This is a genomic window from Pseudomonas sp. GW822-FHT07A10, assembly GCF_058798795.1.
Genome location: NZ_JBXAKV010000001.1, coordinates 299052 through 316227, shown reverse-complemented (window position 1 = coordinate 316227; position 17176 = coordinate 299052). Strand labels below are relative to the sequence as shown.

Genomic DNA, 17176 nt, shown 5'->3' with positions numbered 1-17176 from the left:
TGTTCATCCGACAAAGCCATTGAGGACTCTCCCATGCTTGTACAAGCCTATGGTGCTCATGCGGGTGACAAGCCCCTTGAACCGTTGCAAATCATTCGCCGTACACCCGTCGCCCATGACGTTCAGATCGATATTGCCTTTTGCGGCATCTGCCATTCGGACTTGCACCAGGTGCGCGCCGAGTGGGCAGGCACGCAATTTTCGGGCAAGAAAATCGGCGTGGTCGGCATTGGTGGCCTGGGCCACATGGGCATCAAGCTGGCCCACGCGATGGGCGCCCACGTTGTGGCGCTCACTACATCCGAATCCAAGCGCGAAGCGGCGAAGGAGTTAGGCGCCGACGAAGTGGTGGTATCGCGCAACGCTGAGGAGATGGCCGCGCATGCCAAGAGCTTCGACTTCATCCTCAACACCGTCGCAGCCCCCCACGATCTCGATGCCTTCCTGGTTCTACTCAAGCGCGATGGTGCGCTGACCCTGGTCGGTGCGCCCGCCTCGCCGCATCCATCGCCCAACGTGTTCAACCTGATCATGAAACGACGAACGATTGCCGGCTCGATGATCGGCGGTATCCCCGAGACGCAGGAGATGCTGGATTTCTGCGCCGAGCACGGCATCGTCGCCGACATCGAGTTGGTCCGGGTCGATCAGATCAACGAATCCTATGAGTGGATGCTCAAGGGCGACGTCAAGTATCGCTTCGTGATCGACAACGCCACATTGGCTGGCTAAGCGAAAGGCGCCAGCGAATAACCGCTCATCAAAAGGACTATCCAGTGAAAGGCATTTTGCTTGCCCTAGGGCTGCTTGCTACCTCTTTTTCTTCAACGGGAGCCGATCTGTCGAACGGCGCGGACAACTTCTACAAAAGCGAAAAAGTGACGGTAGAAAAGGTCACCTTCAAGAATCAATACGGCATGAAGGTGGTGGGCAATCTGTTCATCCTGAAGAACCTCAATCCTCAATCGAAGAATGCCGCGATCATTGTCGGTCATCCAATGGGGGCAGTGAAGGAGCAGAGTGCAAACCTCTACGCCACAAAAATGGCCGAGCAGGGATTTATCACACTGTCGCTGGACTTGTCCTTCTGGGGTGAAAGTGAGGGCACGCCTCGCCAGGCCGTTTCGCCTGATATCTACGCCGAAGACTTCAGTGCCGCCGTGGACTTTCTCGGCTCTCGCCCATTGGTCGATCGTGAACGTATCGGCGTCATCGGTATTTGCGGCAGTGGCAGCTTCGCCATCAGTGCGGCCAAGATCGATCCGCGCCTGAAGGCCATCGCCACCGTCAGCATGTACGACATGGGCGCCGCCAATCGTAATGGCCTCAAGCACAGTGTAACGATCGAACAACGCCAGCAAATCATTCGCGAAGCGGCGCAGCAGCGCAACGCCGAATTCTGGGGTGGCGAAGTCCGCTATACCAGCGGCTCACCACTGAAGCTGACCGGCAACGCCGTGGGTGACGAGTTCTACGATTTCTATCGCACACCACGTGGTGAGGTCACCCCTGCCGGCGCATCGGCGCAGACAACCACCATGCCGACGCTGACCAGCAACGTGAAATTCATGAACTTCTATCCGTTCAACGACATCGAGACGATCTCCCCTCGCCCACTGCTGTTCATTGCTGGCGCCCGGGCACACTCACTCGAGTTCAGTGAGGATGCCTACAAACGCGCGGCAGAACCTAAAGAACTGCTCATCATTCCAGATGCCGGCCATGTGGATCTTTACGACCGGGTCAACCTCATTCCATTCGCCAAGTTGACCACGTTCTTCAAAAGCAACCTGAAGTAGCACTGAGCAGTGCCCTGGCCGGGCATCCCTTCTCACGCGCGGCCTCGTTCCCGGGGCCGCGACGCTTCGCGCATTACGGGATTCAATCAATGATCCAACCCACGCTCTCAGCCCCGCGAAAACCTGAACAATCATGGGGTGCCGTATTCGCCATGTCGCTCGCCGCCTTCGTCCTGGTGGCATCGGAGTTCATGCCCGTCAGCCTGCTGACACCGATTGCCGCAGATCTGCATATCACCGAAGGGCAAGCGGGCCAGGGCATTTCAGTCTCTGGGCTGTTTGCGCTATTCGCCAGCCTCCTGACCGCTTCGGTGGCGGCGCGGGTCGACCGCAAGCCACTGCTGTTGTCCCTGACGCTGCTGATGATCGTTTCGGGAACCGTGGTCGCGTTCGCGCCGAACTACTGGGTGTTCATGGCCGGCCGCGCGCTGATCGGCGTGGCAATTGGTGGCTTCTGGTCATTGTCGGCGGCAACTGCCATACGCTTGGTGCCCGACGACCAGATCGCTCGCGCCATGGCAGTCGTCAATGGCGGCAACGCTCTTGCGACAGTGATTGCAGCACCTCTGGGCAGTTTTCTCGGAGCCTTCATCGGATGGCGCGGTGCATTTTTGTGCGTCATCCCGGTCGCGGTAATCGCCAGTCTCTGGCTTTGGGTGAGCCTTCCTGCGATGAAGTCGCAAAGCGGTTCAGGCACTGGAAATGTTTTCAGGTTGATGAAAAGCACACCGGTCACGTTAGGCATGGCGGCGGTCAGTGTCTTTTTCATGGGCCAGTTCATGCTATTTACCTACCTGCGCCCGTTCCTTGAAACGGTCACGCACGTCAGTATTTCCATGCTGTCACTGATGTTGCTCGTCCTCGGCCTGGCAGGCCTCGCGGGAACCTTCCTGATTGAAGCATTCTTGAAAAATGGCCTGCATCGCACCCTCATCGTCATCCCGATATTGATGGCGGTGATCGCGCTGGCACTCGTTTCGTTCGGCAGCTCTGTGACTACCACCACCGTCTTGTTGGGTCTCTGGGGGCTGGTTGCGACCGCGGCGCCGGTGGGATGGTGGACATGGCTGGCCAGAACATTGCCAGAGGCTGCTGAAGCCGGAGGCGGCTTAATGGTGGCGATCATCCAACTGGCCATTGCATCGGGGGCGACGGTTGGCGGGCTGGTCTTTGACTCAAGCGGTTATCGAATGACCTTCGAGTTAAGCGCCGCGTTGCTGGTCGTGGCGGCTGTTCTTGCCTTCCTGGCGGCACGCGCAGCCTCGCGAGAGCCTGTTGCATCGGAGAGCATCGCTTGAAAAAACACAAGACATGCCAAGGCGAGTCTTGTGTTCCCTGTGGGGCAATCGGTTGCAGACTGGACGGTAAAATCAGCGTGCGCTGTCGATGATTTGGCCACCGTCAGGCGTCAGGCTATACCCCGCCAAAAATTGCCCATCCTTGCTGGCGAGAAACAGCACCATCGGCGCAATGTCCTCTTCGGGTGATCCATGACGGCCGAGTACGTTAGTGGGTGCAGGCACATCGGCCGCAGTACCCCAAGTGTCTGCGACTGACATGGCATTGTTCACCGCTCCTTAAAGGGCCGTGGACGTTGATCACCAATTCAGGGGCAGATGAATCGCTGCTGGCGCCGTTCCGGGCAAACAAAATGATCACCCTTGAAATAGCTGACAGCTGACTGTTCTATGCACAGGCTCAAGGGACAAGCTTTCTTCTCTCGATAGGGACAGACAAGACAATGCTTGTACGTGTCTCACCGTACGCGTTGATCTTCGCAATGATATTTTCGATATCGGCCATTGACCTGGCATAGATCCTGATCAGGTAGGAGTCGTTACCCGTGACGTGCAGGCACTCAACGACTTCGGGTATGTCGTTGAGCGTCGCTATCAATTTGGATTTCGCAGGCTTGAGGGTGGTCATGCCGACGACAGCAGATATGCCGAACCCTAGTTTGGTTGGATCTAACTGAGCGCTATATCCCTTGATGACCCCAGAGTCTTCGAGCTTTCGCAACCGATCAGTGGTGGCGGGAATAGAAAGACCTGCGTGCTTGGACAGCTCCGTGATGGAAATGCGACCAAAGTCCTGCACCTTCCCCAAGATTTTGATGTCTATACGATCCATGTAAGCTCCCACAGCAAAAAGTATAAATTTTAATGAAAAGCACCCGATTTACATTAAAAAATAATGCACCAAAATAAAGCAGAGTGCTAGTCTATTTGCAGCCCGATAAAGCCTAACAAGAACCCGGGCAATCATTAGCTCTGAATCCTTAGCGTTACGCACTGCATAATAAAATATTCTCCTCCAAGGATGGTGCTCGTATGGAAGATGAAAAAATAAAGTGTGAAAAAAAATCCTATCCATCATTCGCGAATTATATTGGAACGCAAGTCCTAAGTTTTCGTGATTTCAAGATGGATCAGATTTTTATGTATCTGGCTGGAGTCGCACTTTTCTCGGTGGGGGCCAAGCTTTTCATAGTCAGTCAACTGGGGACTGACCCCTTAGATGTCCTGATCATCTCGATAAATAAAATACTCATGCTCGGAATGGGCGTTTGTTCGGGTATCGTTTCTCTATTTTTTCTGCTGTGGTGGATGCTCTGGAACAAGAAATACCCTCCGATAAGCCCATTTATTACAACGACACTTACAGGCCTGTTGATTGACCTCTGGTCCGTGCTGGGGCTTGGAGAGTATTTGATTGTCAGAGTGAATGAGTACACGATGTTGGCGATGGGTCTGGTGCTGTGTGCTTATTCGTCTGCACTGATTATCATGAGCGGTATTGGTATCAGGATCATGGACCTTGTGGTGCTTACCATGGTGTCCAAATGGGCGTGGTCATTCACAAAAGCCAAAATGATAATTGAAATTGGCATCTTTTCAACCGGATGGCTTCTAGGCGGGCCCTTCGGTGTGGGCACCATTGCATTCTTGTTGGTCATAGGCCCTCTTATACAGCCATTCATGAATATAAACGCCAGGCGTTTTTCGCTTAAGAATTATGGATTGACCAGCGTTTCTTCCGCCTATCAATAACTACTAGAGGATTGCTGCCACTGTGGCGGCGGGATTGTTTCGCCTCGACTATTTCAACCGATGATATTGACAGCAACTTCGTGAGATGAGGAGTGAGAGATGGACACTACAAAAAATAAAAACTGGACCTTGGAAAGCACGCCTGCAAAGTTGGAAGAAATACTCCCGAACGGCGTTGTAAAGTGTCATCTTTCTCCCCGAAACTGTGTCATTCAGGAGGGCAAAGTAGGTTTTTGCAAGGTGCGCGGAAACAGAGGCGGCCGGTTAGTTACGTTGAATTATGGCAAAGGTGTTCACAGCACCGAAGAGACCATCGAAACCGAGGCGGTATTCCACTTTGCTCCCGGAGAGCGAATCCTTTCCCTAGGCAATATCGGCTGCATGCTTAACTGCGGCTACTGCCACAATTGGAAGACCTCTCAGGCCAAGTATGTGACAGATAAAGATGTTTACTACTATACGCCTGAGCAGGTTGTAGAAACTGCCTTGAAGCATGGTATACGCGTTATCTCCTGGACGTATAACGACCCTGTTGTCTGGCATGAATTCATCCTCGACACGGCAAAGCTGGCAAAAGAAGCGGGCTTAATCAACTTATATAAATCAGCTTTTTTTATCAGTGAAGAAGCCATTGATGAACTATTGCCAGTCATCGACATATTCTCGATTTCGCTAAAATCCATCTCCCCCGAATACTATCGAAAAGTCACAACAGGCTGGGTAGAACCCGTTCTGGCTGGCATCAAGAAAGTATACGATGCTGGTAAATATGTTGAAGTCAGCACCTTGATGGTTACCGATATCAGTGACGATGAGGATACCGCCAGGAAAATTAGCCAGTGGGTACTGGATGAACTGGGCCCGAATGTACCGCTCCACTTTGTAAGGTTTCACCCTGATTATAAAATGAGTAATAGCATCAGGACGCCCGTGGATAGACTCCTGAAGGCTCGGGACATTGCCCGCAGCATGGGGGTTGAGCATGTTTATCTGGGTAACGTAAATGATGTCGAGGGCACCAATACCAACTGCAATAATTGTAACGCTCTACTCGTTACCCGCTACGGTTTGAATGCTGAACTCATCGGATTGGACAGCAACGGTTGCTGTGCCCGGTGTGGGCACGACGCACACTTCAAGTTACTGGGCGAACACAAAGCGAACACGCCAGTTGAACTGCGAGAGGCTGCATTGACCTCTTACGAGAAGCGAAAGTTCGAGTGGCATGGGGATATCGTATCGCTGCACGCCCAAGTGCTGAATACTGAAGACTTTGAACAGACCGTCTACCTGCGGCGCAACTATACCGACGGGCTCAACAGTGATTGGAAATCACTGACATTGCGGCCGTATGAAAGCTATCGATTTATTATTGCCAAGGCACGAATTGATGAATCAGGCCCTGAAGTCTGGCTTCCCAAGGGGGTGAACTCAAATCTTCATGAAGTATTCGACAGGGCTCACTTCCCAACCGAGTCGATTGAAGAGATTGGTATTTCGCAAAACGACATCACGCCGACCATTGGGTATGAAGGCAAGCAGAACATGTATGAGCAGGTTATCAAACTGGTGAGCAAATCATGAGCGTGTCTACTGAAATACTCCATATAAGGGTCGATGACCGAGAGGCCCACCCATCCGTGACGCCTATTTATCAGTGCAGCGCTTTTAGCGCTGACTCGGCGTTCTTCTACTCGAGAAAAGCCAATCCCAATGTAACTGAGTTGGAACAGGTTGTCGCTGCACTGGAAGGAAGCGAATACGCCTTGGCCTACAGCACCGGAATGAGTGCCATCTACATGGTGCTGGAGCTGCTGAAACCCGGTGGGTCGCTGGTGATCAACAAATATATCTATGGCTGTTCTTATAAGCTGTTTCAGCGATATGCGGCACGTATCGGTGCGAAACTGACGATTCTGGATCTCACCACGGAAAGTGGATTGAAAGAGTTGCCGTTGAACGTGGACATGGTCATTTTCGAAACACCGACCAATCCCTTTCTGAAAGACATTGATATTCATGCGGTCAGCAAGGCGGTTAAGCAAAACAACCCACACGCTCTGGTGGTCGTTGACAACACGTGGGCCACTCCGATATTTCAAAAGCCTCTGAACTTCGGCGCGGATATTTCTCTGTACAGCGCAACGAAGTATTTCTCCGGGCATAGCGATGTCATGGGCGGCCTGGTACTCGTCAACAATGAAATGATTTATACGCGCCTCCTCGAAGGCCGCTTTTACTCAGGCTCAATATTAGCGCCTAATAGCGCATGGCTGCTTCGCAGAAGCATGCAGACATTTAACCTGCGCATGGAGAAACACAGCAACACAACCTCCAGCATGCTCAACTATCTACGGGAACTACCCTTTATTGAGCATGTTTATTATCCACGAGTCGATGGTAAACAATTGACCGGCTACGGTGGCATTGTGTTTGTTGATATTCGGCCCGATCTGGTCCCCTTTTACAAAACCTTCACCAGCGCCCTCAAATGGTTTGGAACGGGTACGGGAATGGCCTGTGTCACGTCAATGGTTGCGCAACCCTTTAGTGGAAGCCATGCCTCGATGACTGAGCAGGAAAAAGCGGATATGGGGATTGAAAAGAGTTTGGTTCGATTGTGTTTTGGTTTAGAGACCCTTGAGGATCTTAAAGAGGATCTGCTTCAGGCATTTGTAGCCATGGAAAATATGGCCAATCAAAAAAGTGCACTTAAACCTGCGTAACAGATATTAATCATGAGCAACGAGCCTTCAACGGCTCGTTGCTTTTTTATGGAGAAGCGAGATTGCCCAGCGTACTCGAAAAAACGATATTCGAAGACCCTACTCTGAACGTTATCCATCTTCTAAACTCCATTTCCAGTGAAAATCCAGAGGCAATCTCTCTGGCGTCCGGTCGACCTGACGACGAGCAATGCGACCTGTCCCTCATCGATAAAGGGTTGGCCAGCTATACACGATACGCCGTCGATACGGAACACTCACTTGCGACACTACTTTGCCAATATGGAAAAACCACCGGGATTATCAACGGCATAATAGCCGAACACTTGCAGGTGGATGAAGGCATAAAGATTTACAACCCTGAAAGTATTGTCGTGTGTATGGGGTTTCAGGAAGCTGCGACCTTGACACTGCTATCAATTTTTGAAGGAAGTGGTGTTTTATTAGTACCTGACCCTGTATTTTCCGGAATAACGGGTATTGCGAAATTATTAAGAATAAAAATTGTACCCGTTCCCGAGGACACCTTCCTCGATCCATCTGCCCTGCGCAAGGTAGCTGAAGATCTTGAGTCCAGGGGGGAAAAGGTAAAAGCGCTGTACGCGATTTCAGATTTTAGCAACCCTACTGCTAACAGCCTTTCCTATGAAGACAGAAAGGCCATGCTCTCCTTGGCCAATGAAATGAATTTTTTTATCCTGGAGGATAATGCCTACAGCTACTTCAGGTACGAGGGAGATAAAATCCCCTTGATGAAGTCGATCGACAGTAGTCGAGTATTCCTTCTTGGCTCTTTTGCAAAGTCAATTTTTCCGGGATTGCGTATGGGCTATGTAGTCGCCCCGGAGAACGCTGGGGTGATTTCCTTTAGCGCCAGATTATGTAAAGCCAAAAGCTTGATCACCGTCAATACACCTGCCCTGTGCCAAGCAATTGTCGGAGGTTTACTGATAGAGAACAATTACTCTTTAAAACAGCTTAATCAACCAAGAGTGTTGTCTTACAGGCAAAAAAGAAACTATATGATTGAATGCCTTGAACGTGAATTCCCGATCAAGGCTGGTTCTGGAAGAAGTGTCACCTGGAACCATCCAGAGGGAGGTTTTTTCATCAATGTACAGCTGCCTTTCACCTTCGAATATTTTGAAATGTGCGAGTGCGCCAGGAACTTCAAGGTTATTGTATTTCCCACTTCCTTGTTTTCGCTGACGAATCAGGCTGTCACTCAGGTCAGGTTGTCGTTTAGCAATGCGACAGAATCAGAAATCAAACAAGCGATAGGCAACCTCAGGGCGTACATTGAATCCAGAATGCAGTAAAGCATCCTCCCGTCAGACCGTAGGGGATTGATGCCAAGGCTTACTCATCAGTCAAAGAGAAATAAGCCTTGTCTCATTTCCCGCTTAAGCTGCTGTGGCGAGCATAACGCCAGTGGCTACTTGGTAGGCACCCAGGATGGTTATGGTTGACCCGGAAAAATAGTTGATCAACCTGAGCTTTGATTGGGAGATTCTGGTCTTGAATATGGAGGAGAATCCGCTCAATCCCAGCCACCAGACAGCCGAGCCTAGAAATATACCTGTCACCATAGGCAGCACTGAGTGCTGACCGCTTTGATCATTAGCCATGCCGTCGCTCATGGCAGCAAATATCGCAATAAACGACAGGATGGTCATTGGGTTCGACAGTGTCAAAAACAGTGTACTCAAGTAGGCTTTTAGCAGGTTGGCTCGTTCACCCGCCAGGGCTGTTGAGCTCGCTTTCGATCTTATTGTTTGATAACCAATGTACGCGAGGAATACCCCCCCCAAAATACACAACCATGGCTTAAAGCTAATGAGTGTCGCTATGATGACTGTGATTCCCAGCGCACCGACAAATCCATAGATCGAATCGGCTGTGGCCGCCCCTAACCCTGTCGCGAAACCTGCTCTCCATCCGAGCGCAAGGCTCCTCTGTATGCACAACAGCCCAATGGGTCCCACAGGGGCTGCAATACAAAGCCCAATGATCATCGACTTAATGAAAATCAACATAAATGCACCTCCGCAATTGATGCTTAAAGGTTAGGGGAAGTGCTTTTTTTTATGAATTAATTATTAATTCCCATCCAGGCTTTTTCGATAATTTTGTAAGAAGTATTCTTATCTTTCCTTCATTATTAAGGCGCACTCAGTGATGAGCCTTACTAAACACGATCGGGATGCCATTCGCCTTCGACGATGACGCCAGCCAGGACTGGTCGCAGGCTTTTTCGTTTCTGCGTCGCTTTTGCATTTTGTGCGACAGATCCCACTTCAGGGACTCCCCTACCGCTCCTTCGTGGTGTTAGTTTGGGAGAGTTTCTGCCTCATCGATCAGAAATTTCTTACCCACTACCTGCAAAGGAGCGGATCGAGGATCAACCCCCTTTGCGACCTGGGTACGCGCATTGTCGCGAGCAAAACGAGCGTCTAAGGCTTAGCTCCGGATACATTCCCAAGGAGATGCGAGCCGGCTTACCCAGCCAGTTGAAACGAAAATGCCAGCTCTTGGCACCCGTCGAACTGACGAACAGGTGCAAGCCGTCCATATCCTTGAAGCTGTAATTTCTTCCGAGGTTTTTTGCGTGGCGAACAGCCGTATCAGTCAAAGGCATATGTACATCTCCTCGTCTCGATCGATTGAGGAGAGATGTACGGGTTCCAGCAATGCGTCATCTATCTGAAAACCGGCACGTCCTGGGACCGGATTTCGATGTACGTTTTAATGTACAAAAAAGCGTGGCTGATGATGGTTTTCAGCAGAACCCACTGGAACGAAAAAAGAGGCAAAAGCCTCTTTTTCCAATGCTGACGACAAAATAGCGCGCAAAAAAAAACGCCACTCAATGAGTGGCGTTTTTCTGTATTTGGAGCGGGAAACGAGACTCGCATCTGGTGTCCGACCCATTGAAATCTAAGGGGTTTATTTTCTTGCCGAAGCAGGGAAAGACTTAATCCTGGACTTATTTCTAGAGTACATCAAGCGGTCATGCTGCCAGTGTGGGGCATGCTTTCACACCGCGGACCTGCCGCCGATGACCCGGTTGCCCGCATGACCGGCGATTAGCTCTATTGCCCGTTTTTAACCCGACTCCAGATACGTGTGCGCAGCCGGTCGGTCTCTAGCGGCATCGCTTCCAGCACGAAGAGTTTCTTCATCACGCTTTCAGGCGGGTACACCATCGGGTCGTTGAGAATGGCCTTGTCGACCATGCCTTCAGCGGCAGCGTTGCCGCTGGCATAGTGCACGTGGTTGCTGATGTCAGCCATGACGTTGGGTTCCAGCAGGTAGTTCAGAAACGCGTAACCGGCCAACAGGCAAGCCGTAGAGAACCTAGGCCAAAGCACAGCGTTAGGTCAAATTCGACGACTGACGTGACATAACCATCTCCTTCAGAATCTCGCGCACAAGCCGGCTCGTCCCCGCCTCTCCACGATATTGACGTCGGTCGACGTTAGCGATAGTGAATTGATGCTTGTCCGGGCTGGTCACCTCAATAGATAAAGTGCTGTCCACATTTATCGAGCAAACGATGGCGCACTGAGGCAGACGGTTCGAAAGAACAGCTTCGAGCTCACTTTTGCTCATCGTCTCCATGGTCAATTGCTCCATTCCATCATTGAAGAGCATAAGGCTAGAACATTCTGGTGACAGACCTTGCTGCGGCTTGCCTTTCTGAGCCTTGATGTTGCAATTGCTTGCTTCTACCGCACCGATGGCATATACGCATCATTGTGCCACACCAGGCATTGGATCCATCAAGGAGGCAAGGACCAAATGTCAATCACTAACTCAAATCCGACCATACTCGACAATGATTATCAAAGTGCCGTTGTCGATGTGGCATGTCTGTTTCATAACAAGCTCTGTCACTTAGTATTTGCCACTGCACAATTACTTCCCGCCGAGCTTGGTGCTCCAGCCGAAGAACCGTCGACCAGCTGCTCGGTCAAAAAATTGAAGAGCGGCAGCCGATTGGTGCGCCGTCGCTATGTCGTGACGGCCAAGCAAGCCCAGGACTGGTATCACAACTGCCTCACTGGTGAAGTGCAATTGCTGATGGGCGATGAGCAACGTTACCAACTGCTGCACGAGAGGCTATTCCCCGAACCGGCCTGGCCACACCTAGTGACCACGGAAGACTTCGTCGCGGTCAGTGACGTGGAAGGAGTACTCCGCGTGCACCACCTGATGCCTCGTCACTGCCCGACCATAATATCTCAGCTCTGCGACACCGAGCCGGCAGCAGTCTCGTGGCTCTGCAGCGAGCTGGGTATCGATTTCCTGCGTCATCCAGAACAATTCGGCTCGGTACATCTTCTTTTGCCGAATCCCGTCTTGCGTGACCTGCAGATCAGACTCCATGTCGATGAGCATGGCGCGGAAAGAACCGTACTGCGACTGTCACCAAGACATAACCACTCGGCCACAGGTCTTCAAGTAATGATGCTGGAGCATCGGCCTACGGGAATAAGCGCCATACAAACTGTCACTGCCGAGGGCTCGTACTTAGAAATACCTCATGCAGGAACAGCTGAGAAATTCGAGCTGTTCATTCGTTGCCCGGTACGGGGCGTGCTGGTTTGGAAAAAAGAACGCAGCTACTGCAGACAGATGAATTTCGGTCTGGAGGTCATCGGTACTCAAAAAGCGATTCAAATCCCCGGCAAGGATGGCCTCTCGTTCAACGTTGCGATCCGAGAGCGGGTTTCGGAGCGTGTGATGGGCAAACCTGCTGGCGCTAACGGCATCCCCGCCAGGCTGCGCAAAGGACAGTATGACCGTCAGAGAACATCGGCAGCCGAAGGCCTAGGGCAAAAATGGCTGCATCGCAACCAAGAAGAGGCCACAAGCTTCGTCCGCCAGTTGATCGGCGAGGCCAAACATCGTGTATGGATCATCGATCCATACTTTGCCACGGCGGAGCTTTTCAGTTTCGCCGCTGCCACGGCCTATTTGAACACCGAAGTGACGATCCTCACTGGCGCAAGCACCGCAATGGCCAAGCCTGACGAACACTACAAGGACAAGGAAGCCGGAGAGGCCATGTTGCTAAACACATCCCAAGATCACATGAAGCACATCAAAGTGCGCGTGATGACGGGTGCTATGCCAACAGTGCATGACAGGTTTCTGGTAATCGACGAAGATGCCTGGTTCACCGGAAACTCGCTAAACTCGCTCGGCGAACGTGCCGGCATGATGATCAAGCTTCCCGCACCTGAGCCGGTGATCGACAAGATCAGCCAGGTTCTGCATGACCCGGATCGGACCAAAACCCTAGATGATTGGGTGCAGCATCGCCTGGCGACGCGAGAATCTGCACCGTGCTCAAAGTTCGTCAAACTGCTCCGTTGGGCCCGCAAGCTCAAACGTGGATCGCTTGGTATGCCCGGTCCTTCTTCGAGAACCGAACCGTCTGCTTTGGCGCCTGCCAGCCAAACAACGGATATGGTCGTCGAAGCGGAGAAAATGCCATGATTGATCCACGCATCGCTGAAACTGACTATTACGTCAATCGATGTATCCAAGAGGATGAAATGGCACGCGCACTCTGCGAACAGCCCTGGGTCCCCTACGCACGAGACGCCATTGCCGGACTACTGGGCCAGTTTCTCGCTAACCTCAATGGCGACACCGAAGACATTCCTGAGAAGCTCCGTGATCACAGCCTGCTGCACCGACAAGCACTCGATAATCTAGACCTGCCAGAACAGTCGAAGCATGCGATTTACACCGTGTTGCAGGCTCTGAGAAACAATGACGCAGAGCGTGGCGAAGCCCTAATCATCGGCCTTGCTCTAGGCGACGCACTACTTACACGCGCTCAGTTCAGTACCGATATCGTGCCAGTGGCATTGCTTGCCAAATACGATTACCTAATCACCATCGGCTTCACCGAAGCGACCCAGGACGCTCTCGCATCGACGGATCATCCACTGTGGCATGCATTGGAGTCTGTCATCGCCTATGAGAATGAGCTGCATGAAGATCCGGACCACTTCCGCCATCAACATCGAATGGACGTGCTCAAGGATTGGCAGCAACAAACAGACATTTGCGAGCTCTGGCATTCACATGCCTGGGGAATGAGCTATCTAGGTCCCGAAGTGCTCTCTCTGCTCATGCCTGCCCGCCGTGCCGATGCAAAACGCTTTCTTCAAATGGCTGAAAAGCTCACCTTCCCGACGATTGCGTCTGACATGCTCTACACATATGACATTCGTTACGATTTCGACCATCTGCTTACACTGTTGGAAAGTGCCCCAAACGTCCAAAGTGATGAAGGCAACTGGAACCGAAACGTGATGGCACCTCTACTGCTTGAAGTTGCCTTACGATATTTGCAAGAGCTAGGCAATCCACCGGGAAGCGCAGAGCCTATGGCAGATCTGGACGAAATCAGAATCAAGGTTCGTTCAATTCTGTCGGTGCTGCTCGCACGCCCCGACGGTGATTACCTCTGCGTGAACTGGCTGGTACACCTGCTGAGGCCGATTCACCGGGTCTGGGCCTCCAGATATGTGGATACGCTCATCGATGAATGCATTGTTCAATTGGCAAACAATGAGTTTCCAGCGGCAACGCTAATCCTGCCTCCGGTAGAGCCACTGAAAATTGGGCTTCAGGATCTCAAACTGATCACGCTAGCGGACAAGGAAGACGAGCGCGCCTACTTTCACTTCTTCATTGCATTAATACTGCACAAAAAGTTGCCCATCGCAGCGAACTTACGCGAGGCGTTCGAGAGCCTTCTGGTTGCGGCCCGCAGCCAGTTCGGTTCCTCAACCCAGTACAAATATAGTTGGCAGCATACGTTGGTCGCAGATCTCTATCTAAGCGACGAGGAGTCTGTAACCGACAGATGGCGAGTTGCATTCAACCGTTTCGCGCCGATGCTCAGACGTGATCGGCTGGGACAACCCATCAGGGATCTCGGTGTCCCAAGCCTGTTCCTTGCGGGAGTGGGCATCGCCATGATCCGAACGGGCACGAGTCCGGACGCCCCGCCGGCTCTTGCGGCACAGATGACCGAGCTGTGGTCGGCGGTCTTGGAGGCCGCCTTCCACGCCCATGTCTGCTCCGATCCTTTTGACACCTGGGCAACTGTGATCGAAGACCTATTTCGGTGTTATCCAAGGATCCAGAAGCTCCAGGGGGATGATCAGTCAAGCGCCCTGCTGACTTACATCGAGCGCCTGGGCACAGATAATCGCTTGCTTACCTTGGCTATCACAGCACTTGGCACAGCAGGGCTAGATCTGCGCGAAATTACCGAGGACGACAGCCTGCAAATAGAATGGGAGGATCGCATCACCACGTACCTCGCGTGGAGCCTGCAATTTGAGTCACGCCAGCTACCAGCTCATCTGCGCAGTTACTGGCACAAAAGACGCCATCGACGAGTTTCTTGAGGTCCCCGGGCCTGGCCAGTCTGCGTAAAGCGGCGCCGCAATACGCTACAAAATGGACGCCGCTTTTTATGGATCTAAGCCGATATACCGGGAGAGATGCGACACGAGAAGAGGCGTAGGCTGTCCAAAGACTCAATCAATGTTTGCAGAAGGCCTAGACCTTGACGATGATGCGTGCACAGGAACAATTCGGATCGAGATCAACGATACACTCGCTGAGAGGTCCGAGATTTGGCGCATTGATGTCGTAGGAAATGTCCAGGGAGACCCGGACAACTGGAAGCATCGTAGAAACGTCGGCGCGGGAGGTGCTGTTTTGCAACGCATTGAATGCTGCCCAAAACTGCTCATGGCTGCCTAAAGAAAAGTCCTCCAGTCTGAACGAAGGTGTTCTGTCCGAAAGCAGACGGCGGAAAACCTCCGCGATAGAGGTTTTGCCGCAGTTGTTGCGTCCCCAATCAACGTGGTGCCGTCTTCAAGACCGAGGCTAACGTCCTGAAGCAACCTGAAATTTCGTATTTCAACGCGCTCGATCTGTATGATGTCCCTACCGTGAAATCGTTAGGCCATCACTGTAGACGTTAAGGCAGCGTAGTCAATTGCGAAGATAATGCAGCTCGGCGCCCACAACTAAAAGCGCTCTTCCAGACGCAATGACGCCTCCATTGAAACGTTCCGCGCAACGAGTGGCCTCTGCGAACTTCAGAAATCAGCCGACTGTAATCGACTATCGCATCGCAACTATTGGGTTGGCGGACACCAGCTTCGGGTCGATAATCGCCCTAGCTGACTGACTACTTTCGGCCAACACTAGCCATACGTTAAGCAACCACTGGTGTGCCGAAGGGGAATTCCATACTCGTTACTTCACGCATTATTGCTTCCGCCGCCTTTTGGGTAGGGAGAATTGAGGCGCGAAAGGCTGAAGCCACCGAATATTCCGATGAGCGCGAGATTCTAACCCACTTCTCATTTTTTGGGCTTGGCCAGCAGAGCACTGCATTCTGGCCAATATTGGGATGGATGTACTCGCTTAGACGATCGTAGTCACGACGGCATTCGGTGTATGAACTTTTCTTCGATGAGCGATCAATCCTTGTCATGATATTTTTGGCTTGAATTGTCAGCATGTCGTCTTCGCTAAACTCTCTGAGCTTGGATGGCGTGGCCGAGGCAATCACATCTTTCACAAGATCCAGGCGGTTCCCGCTTGTTGCGTTAATGAGCGCCTTATCTATAGAGATCACTCGATCAAAATACCTATCAGGGTGATCGCCACGGTTTTTCTTCATATGATCAAATAGGTCAAAGACCACGGCAAAAATCTCAACCATGCTTCTTGCCGCGAACAGCATTGAATAGAAATTTTTTGAGGAGAATCCATCCAAATACATCCTGAGAAAGTGGTTCACCTTGTAGCTAGTGATAAACGTGAAATGCATCAGCCTGGCAGCAATGACCTGCTGAGCGTAATTTCTAAGCTTCTGCTCATCGTTTGCATATTCGGCTGCGTGGGATACCATCACAGGCATTGGGAAGTCGTAGTCTTCGGGAAAGTTCTCGGTCCACAAAAGGACTGCTTCGAGCCGCGAGAGCTCCGTTTTCCAGCTATCAGGTAATGAAGGAAGTTCAGACATAAGCCTATCAAATAAGTAGGCGACAGAACAGGCGCAAAGCTCCCACCACTTCTGTCGCATGACGTTCCCTGCTCATGCATAACCCCCTGAGCTAACTGTGCCGACCGCTTGAGGCACAACACTGGCAAAGGCGAAAAAACGACCAAGCCTGCCTCAAGATACGAAGTTGTCGGCAATGTGTCTACCGTCTGCTATGGCTCAGGCGCTTTTCGTCTATGAGCCCGTTTCTGGTCGAACGATCCCCCCAAAGTCCGCGTCCTCCCGAATCTGTTGAAAAAGGTCGGATTTCAGAAACCTATACTGAGTCTGAGCAATTGATCTTCGAGCTGAGCAGGGCAAAGCATTCCGAAGCGGAAGCGGCTAACAAAGTTTTGACACACTCGGGGTCAACAGGAACTATTGCCATTTCCATGTCGCTGGTGGGTTTGTTGTGAGACAAATGAAGGGCTGATTAGCCCTGCGCTTCGCTAGAATCCTTGCGGGGAGCAAAAGTGTCTTAAGCTCGAAATAACACCATACTTCCTT

The 17176-nt window shown here is 51.7% G+C and carries 15 protein-coding genes and 2 pseudogenes; 10 read left to right on the top strand and 7 right to left on the bottom strand.

What is annotated here, in order from left to right:
• Positions 1-33: 33 nt before the first annotated feature.
• From AC1RL4_RS01340 to AC1RL4_RS01330, 3 genes are all read left to right on the top strand, one after another.
• Positions 34-732, top strand: coding sequence for a zinc-binding dehydrogenase (locus AC1RL4_RS01340; RefSeq protein ID WP_230172123.1), 699 nt, complete (start codon positions 34-36; stop codon positions 730-732).
• Between the two features lie 44 nt (positions 733-776).
• Positions 777-1799, top strand: coding sequence for an alpha/beta hydrolase (locus AC1RL4_RS01335; RefSeq protein ID WP_096480416.1), 1023 nt, complete (start codon positions 777-779; stop codon positions 1797-1799).
• A gap of 89 nt (positions 1800-1888) precedes the next feature.
• Complete coding sequence (locus AC1RL4_RS01330) at positions 1889-3097, top strand: MFS transporter (protein WP_230172122.1); 1209 nt, start codon at positions 1889-1891, stop codon at positions 3095-3097.
• Between the two features lie 72 nt (positions 3098-3169).
• Here the strand turns inward: AC1RL4_RS01330 and AC1RL4_RS01325 are convergent, their stop codons facing one another.
• Together AC1RL4_RS01325 and AC1RL4_RS01320 are read right to left on the bottom strand one after the other, a co-directional pair.
• Complete coding sequence (locus AC1RL4_RS01325; protein ID WP_230172121.1) at positions 3170-3358, bottom strand: short-chain dehydrogenase/reductase; 189 nt, start codon at positions 3356-3358, stop codon at positions 3170-3172.
• Positions 3359-3497: 139 nt separating this feature from the next.
• Positions 3498-3929 (bottom strand): Lrp/AsnC family transcriptional regulator, encoded by a 432-nt coding sequence (locus AC1RL4_RS01320; protein ID WP_019578517.1) that lies wholly within the window; start codon positions 3927-3929, stop codon positions 3498-3500.
• A gap of 200 nt (positions 3930-4129) precedes the next feature.
• Here AC1RL4_RS01320 and AC1RL4_RS01315 point away from each other — a divergent pair, with 200 nt between their 5' ends.
• From AC1RL4_RS01315 to AC1RL4_RS01300, 4 genes are all read left to right on the top strand, one after another.
• Positions 4130-4849 carry a YczE/YyaS/YitT family protein gene (locus tag AC1RL4_RS01315; RefSeq protein ID WP_028940926.1) on the top strand — a complete coding sequence of 240 codons (720 nt, stop codon included), beginning with the start codon at positions 4130-4132 and terminating at the stop codon, positions 4847-4849.
• Positions 4850-4948: 99 nt separating this feature from the next.
• Entirely contained in the window at positions 4949-6433 is a 1485-nt protein-coding gene (amrS, locus tag AC1RL4_RS01310) for an AmmeMemoRadiSam system radical SAM enzyme (RefSeq protein ID WP_230172118.1), read from the top strand.
• A complete protein-coding gene (locus tag AC1RL4_RS01305) occupies positions 6430-7575 on the top strand; it encodes a trans-sulfuration enzyme family protein (protein WP_230172110.1) in 1146 nt (381 codons plus the stop codon). The genes amrS and AC1RL4_RS01305 overlap by 4 nt, the downstream gene beginning before the upstream one ends.
• A 62-nt stretch (positions 7576-7637) precedes the next feature.
• Positions 7638-8894 carry an aminotransferase-like domain-containing protein gene (locus AC1RL4_RS01300; protein WP_028940929.1) on the top strand — a complete coding sequence of 419 codons (1257 nt, stop codon included), beginning with the start codon at positions 7638-7640 and terminating at the stop codon, positions 8892-8894.
• An 84-nt stretch (positions 8895-8978) separates the two neighbouring features.
• Here AC1RL4_RS01300 and AC1RL4_RS01295 read toward each other — a convergent pair whose 3' ends face one another.
• The 4 genes and pseudogenes from AC1RL4_RS01295 to AC1RL4_RS01280 all read right to left on the bottom strand — a co-directional run bounded on the left by AC1RL4_RS01295 (position 8979) and on the right by AC1RL4_RS01280 (position 11196).
• Positions 8979-9611 (bottom strand): LysE family translocator, encoded by a 633-nt coding sequence (locus tag AC1RL4_RS01295; RefSeq protein ID WP_028940930.1) that lies wholly within the window; start codon positions 9609-9611, stop codon positions 8979-8981.
• Positions 9612-9969: 358 nt separating this feature from the next.
• Positions 9970-10213, bottom strand: a pseudogene (locus AC1RL4_RS01290) (Arm DNA-binding domain-containing protein); the annotation flags it as partial.
• A 454-nt stretch (positions 10214-10667) separates the two neighbouring features.
• Positions 10668-10910 (bottom strand): annotated as a pseudogene (locus tag AC1RL4_RS01285) (spermidine/putrescine ABC transporter substrate-binding protein PotF); the annotation flags it as partial.
• A gap of 40 nt (positions 10911-10950) precedes the next feature.
• Positions 10951-11196 carry a hypothetical protein gene (locus AC1RL4_RS01280; RefSeq protein WP_271043238.1) on the bottom strand — a complete coding sequence of 82 codons (246 nt, stop codon included), beginning with the start codon at positions 11194-11196 and terminating at the stop codon, positions 10951-10953.
• Between the two features lie 180 nt (positions 11197-11376).
• Between AC1RL4_RS01280 and AC1RL4_RS01275 the strand changes: the two genes are divergently transcribed.
• Positions 11377-13080: a VPA1262 family N-terminal domain-containing protein gene (locus AC1RL4_RS01275; protein ID WP_493118944.1), complete on the top strand. Its 1704-nt coding sequence runs from the start codon at positions 11377-11379 to the stop codon at positions 13078-13080.
• Positions 13077-15014 carry a hypothetical protein gene (locus AC1RL4_RS01270; protein ID WP_493118942.1) on the top strand — a complete coding sequence of 646 codons (1938 nt, stop codon included), beginning with the start codon at positions 13077-13079 and terminating at the stop codon, positions 15012-15014. Before AC1RL4_RS01275 ends, AC1RL4_RS01270 begins: the two co-directional genes overlap by 4 nt.
• 821 nt (positions 15015-15835) lie before the next feature.
• Here the strand turns inward: AC1RL4_RS01270 and AC1RL4_RS01265 are convergent.
• Positions 15836-16651, bottom strand: a complete 816-nt coding sequence (locus AC1RL4_RS01265; RefSeq protein ID WP_493118940.1) for a hypothetical protein — start codon at positions 16649-16651, stop codon at positions 15836-15838.
• A 215-nt stretch (positions 16652-16866) separates the two neighbouring features.
• Between AC1RL4_RS01265 and AC1RL4_RS01260 the strand changes: the two genes are divergently transcribed.
• A complete protein-coding gene (locus AC1RL4_RS01260) occupies positions 16867-17085 on the top strand; it encodes a hypothetical protein (RefSeq protein WP_493118939.1) in 219 nt (72 codons plus the stop codon).
• Positions 17086-17176: the final 91 nt, after the last annotated feature.

Bases quoted from the DNA above. Each gene is read 5' to 3' on its own strand.
- AC1RL4_RS01295 (WP_028940930.1), bottom strand. From the start codon at position 9,611: ATGTTGATTTTCATTAAGTCGATGATCATTGGGCTTTGTATTGCAGCC.
- AC1RL4_RS01320 (WP_019578517.1), bottom strand. From the start codon at position 3,929: ATGGATCGTATAGACATCAAAATCTTGGGGAAGGTGCAGGACTTTGGT.
- AC1RL4_RS01325 (WP_230172121.1), bottom strand. From the start codon at position 3,358: ATGTCAGTCGCAGACACTTGGGGTACTGCGGCCGATGTGCCTGCACCC.
- AC1RL4_RS01305 (WP_230172110.1), top strand. From the start codon at position 6,430: ATGAGCGTGTCTACTGAAATACTCCATATAAGGGTCGATGACCGAGAG.
- AC1RL4_RS01280 (WP_271043238.1), bottom strand. From the start codon at position 11,196: ATGGAGACGATGAGCAAAAGTGAGCTCGAAGCTGTTCTTTCGAACCGT.
- AC1RL4_RS01340 (WP_230172123.1), top strand. From the start codon at position 34: ATGCTTGTACAAGCCTATGGTGCTCATGCGGGTGACAAGCCCCTTGAA.
- AC1RL4_RS01260 (WP_493118939.1), top strand. From the start codon at position 16,867: ATGAGCCCGTTTCTGGTCGAACGATCCCCCCAAAGTCCGCGTCCTCCC.
- AC1RL4_RS01330 (WP_230172122.1), top strand. From the start codon at position 1,889: ATGATCCAACCCACGCTCTCAGCCCCGCGAAAACCTGAACAATCATGG.
- AC1RL4_RS01265 (WP_493118940.1), bottom strand. From the start codon at position 16,651: ATGTCTGAACTTCCTTCATTACCTGATAGCTGGAAAACGGAGCTCTCG.
- AC1RL4_RS01270 (WP_493118942.1), top strand. From the start codon at position 13,077: ATGATTGATCCACGCATCGCTGAAACTGACTATTACGTCAATCGATGT.
- AC1RL4_RS01275 (WP_493118944.1), top strand. From the start codon at position 11,377: ATGTCAATCACTAACTCAAATCCGACCATACTCGACAATGATTATCAA.
- AC1RL4_RS01315 (WP_028940926.1), top strand. From the start codon at position 4,130: ATGGAAGATGAAAAAATAAAGTGTGAAAAAAAATCCTATCCATCATTC.
- amrS (WP_230172118.1), top strand. From the start codon at position 4,949: ATGGACACTACAAAAAATAAAAACTGGACCTTGGAAAGCACGCCTGCA.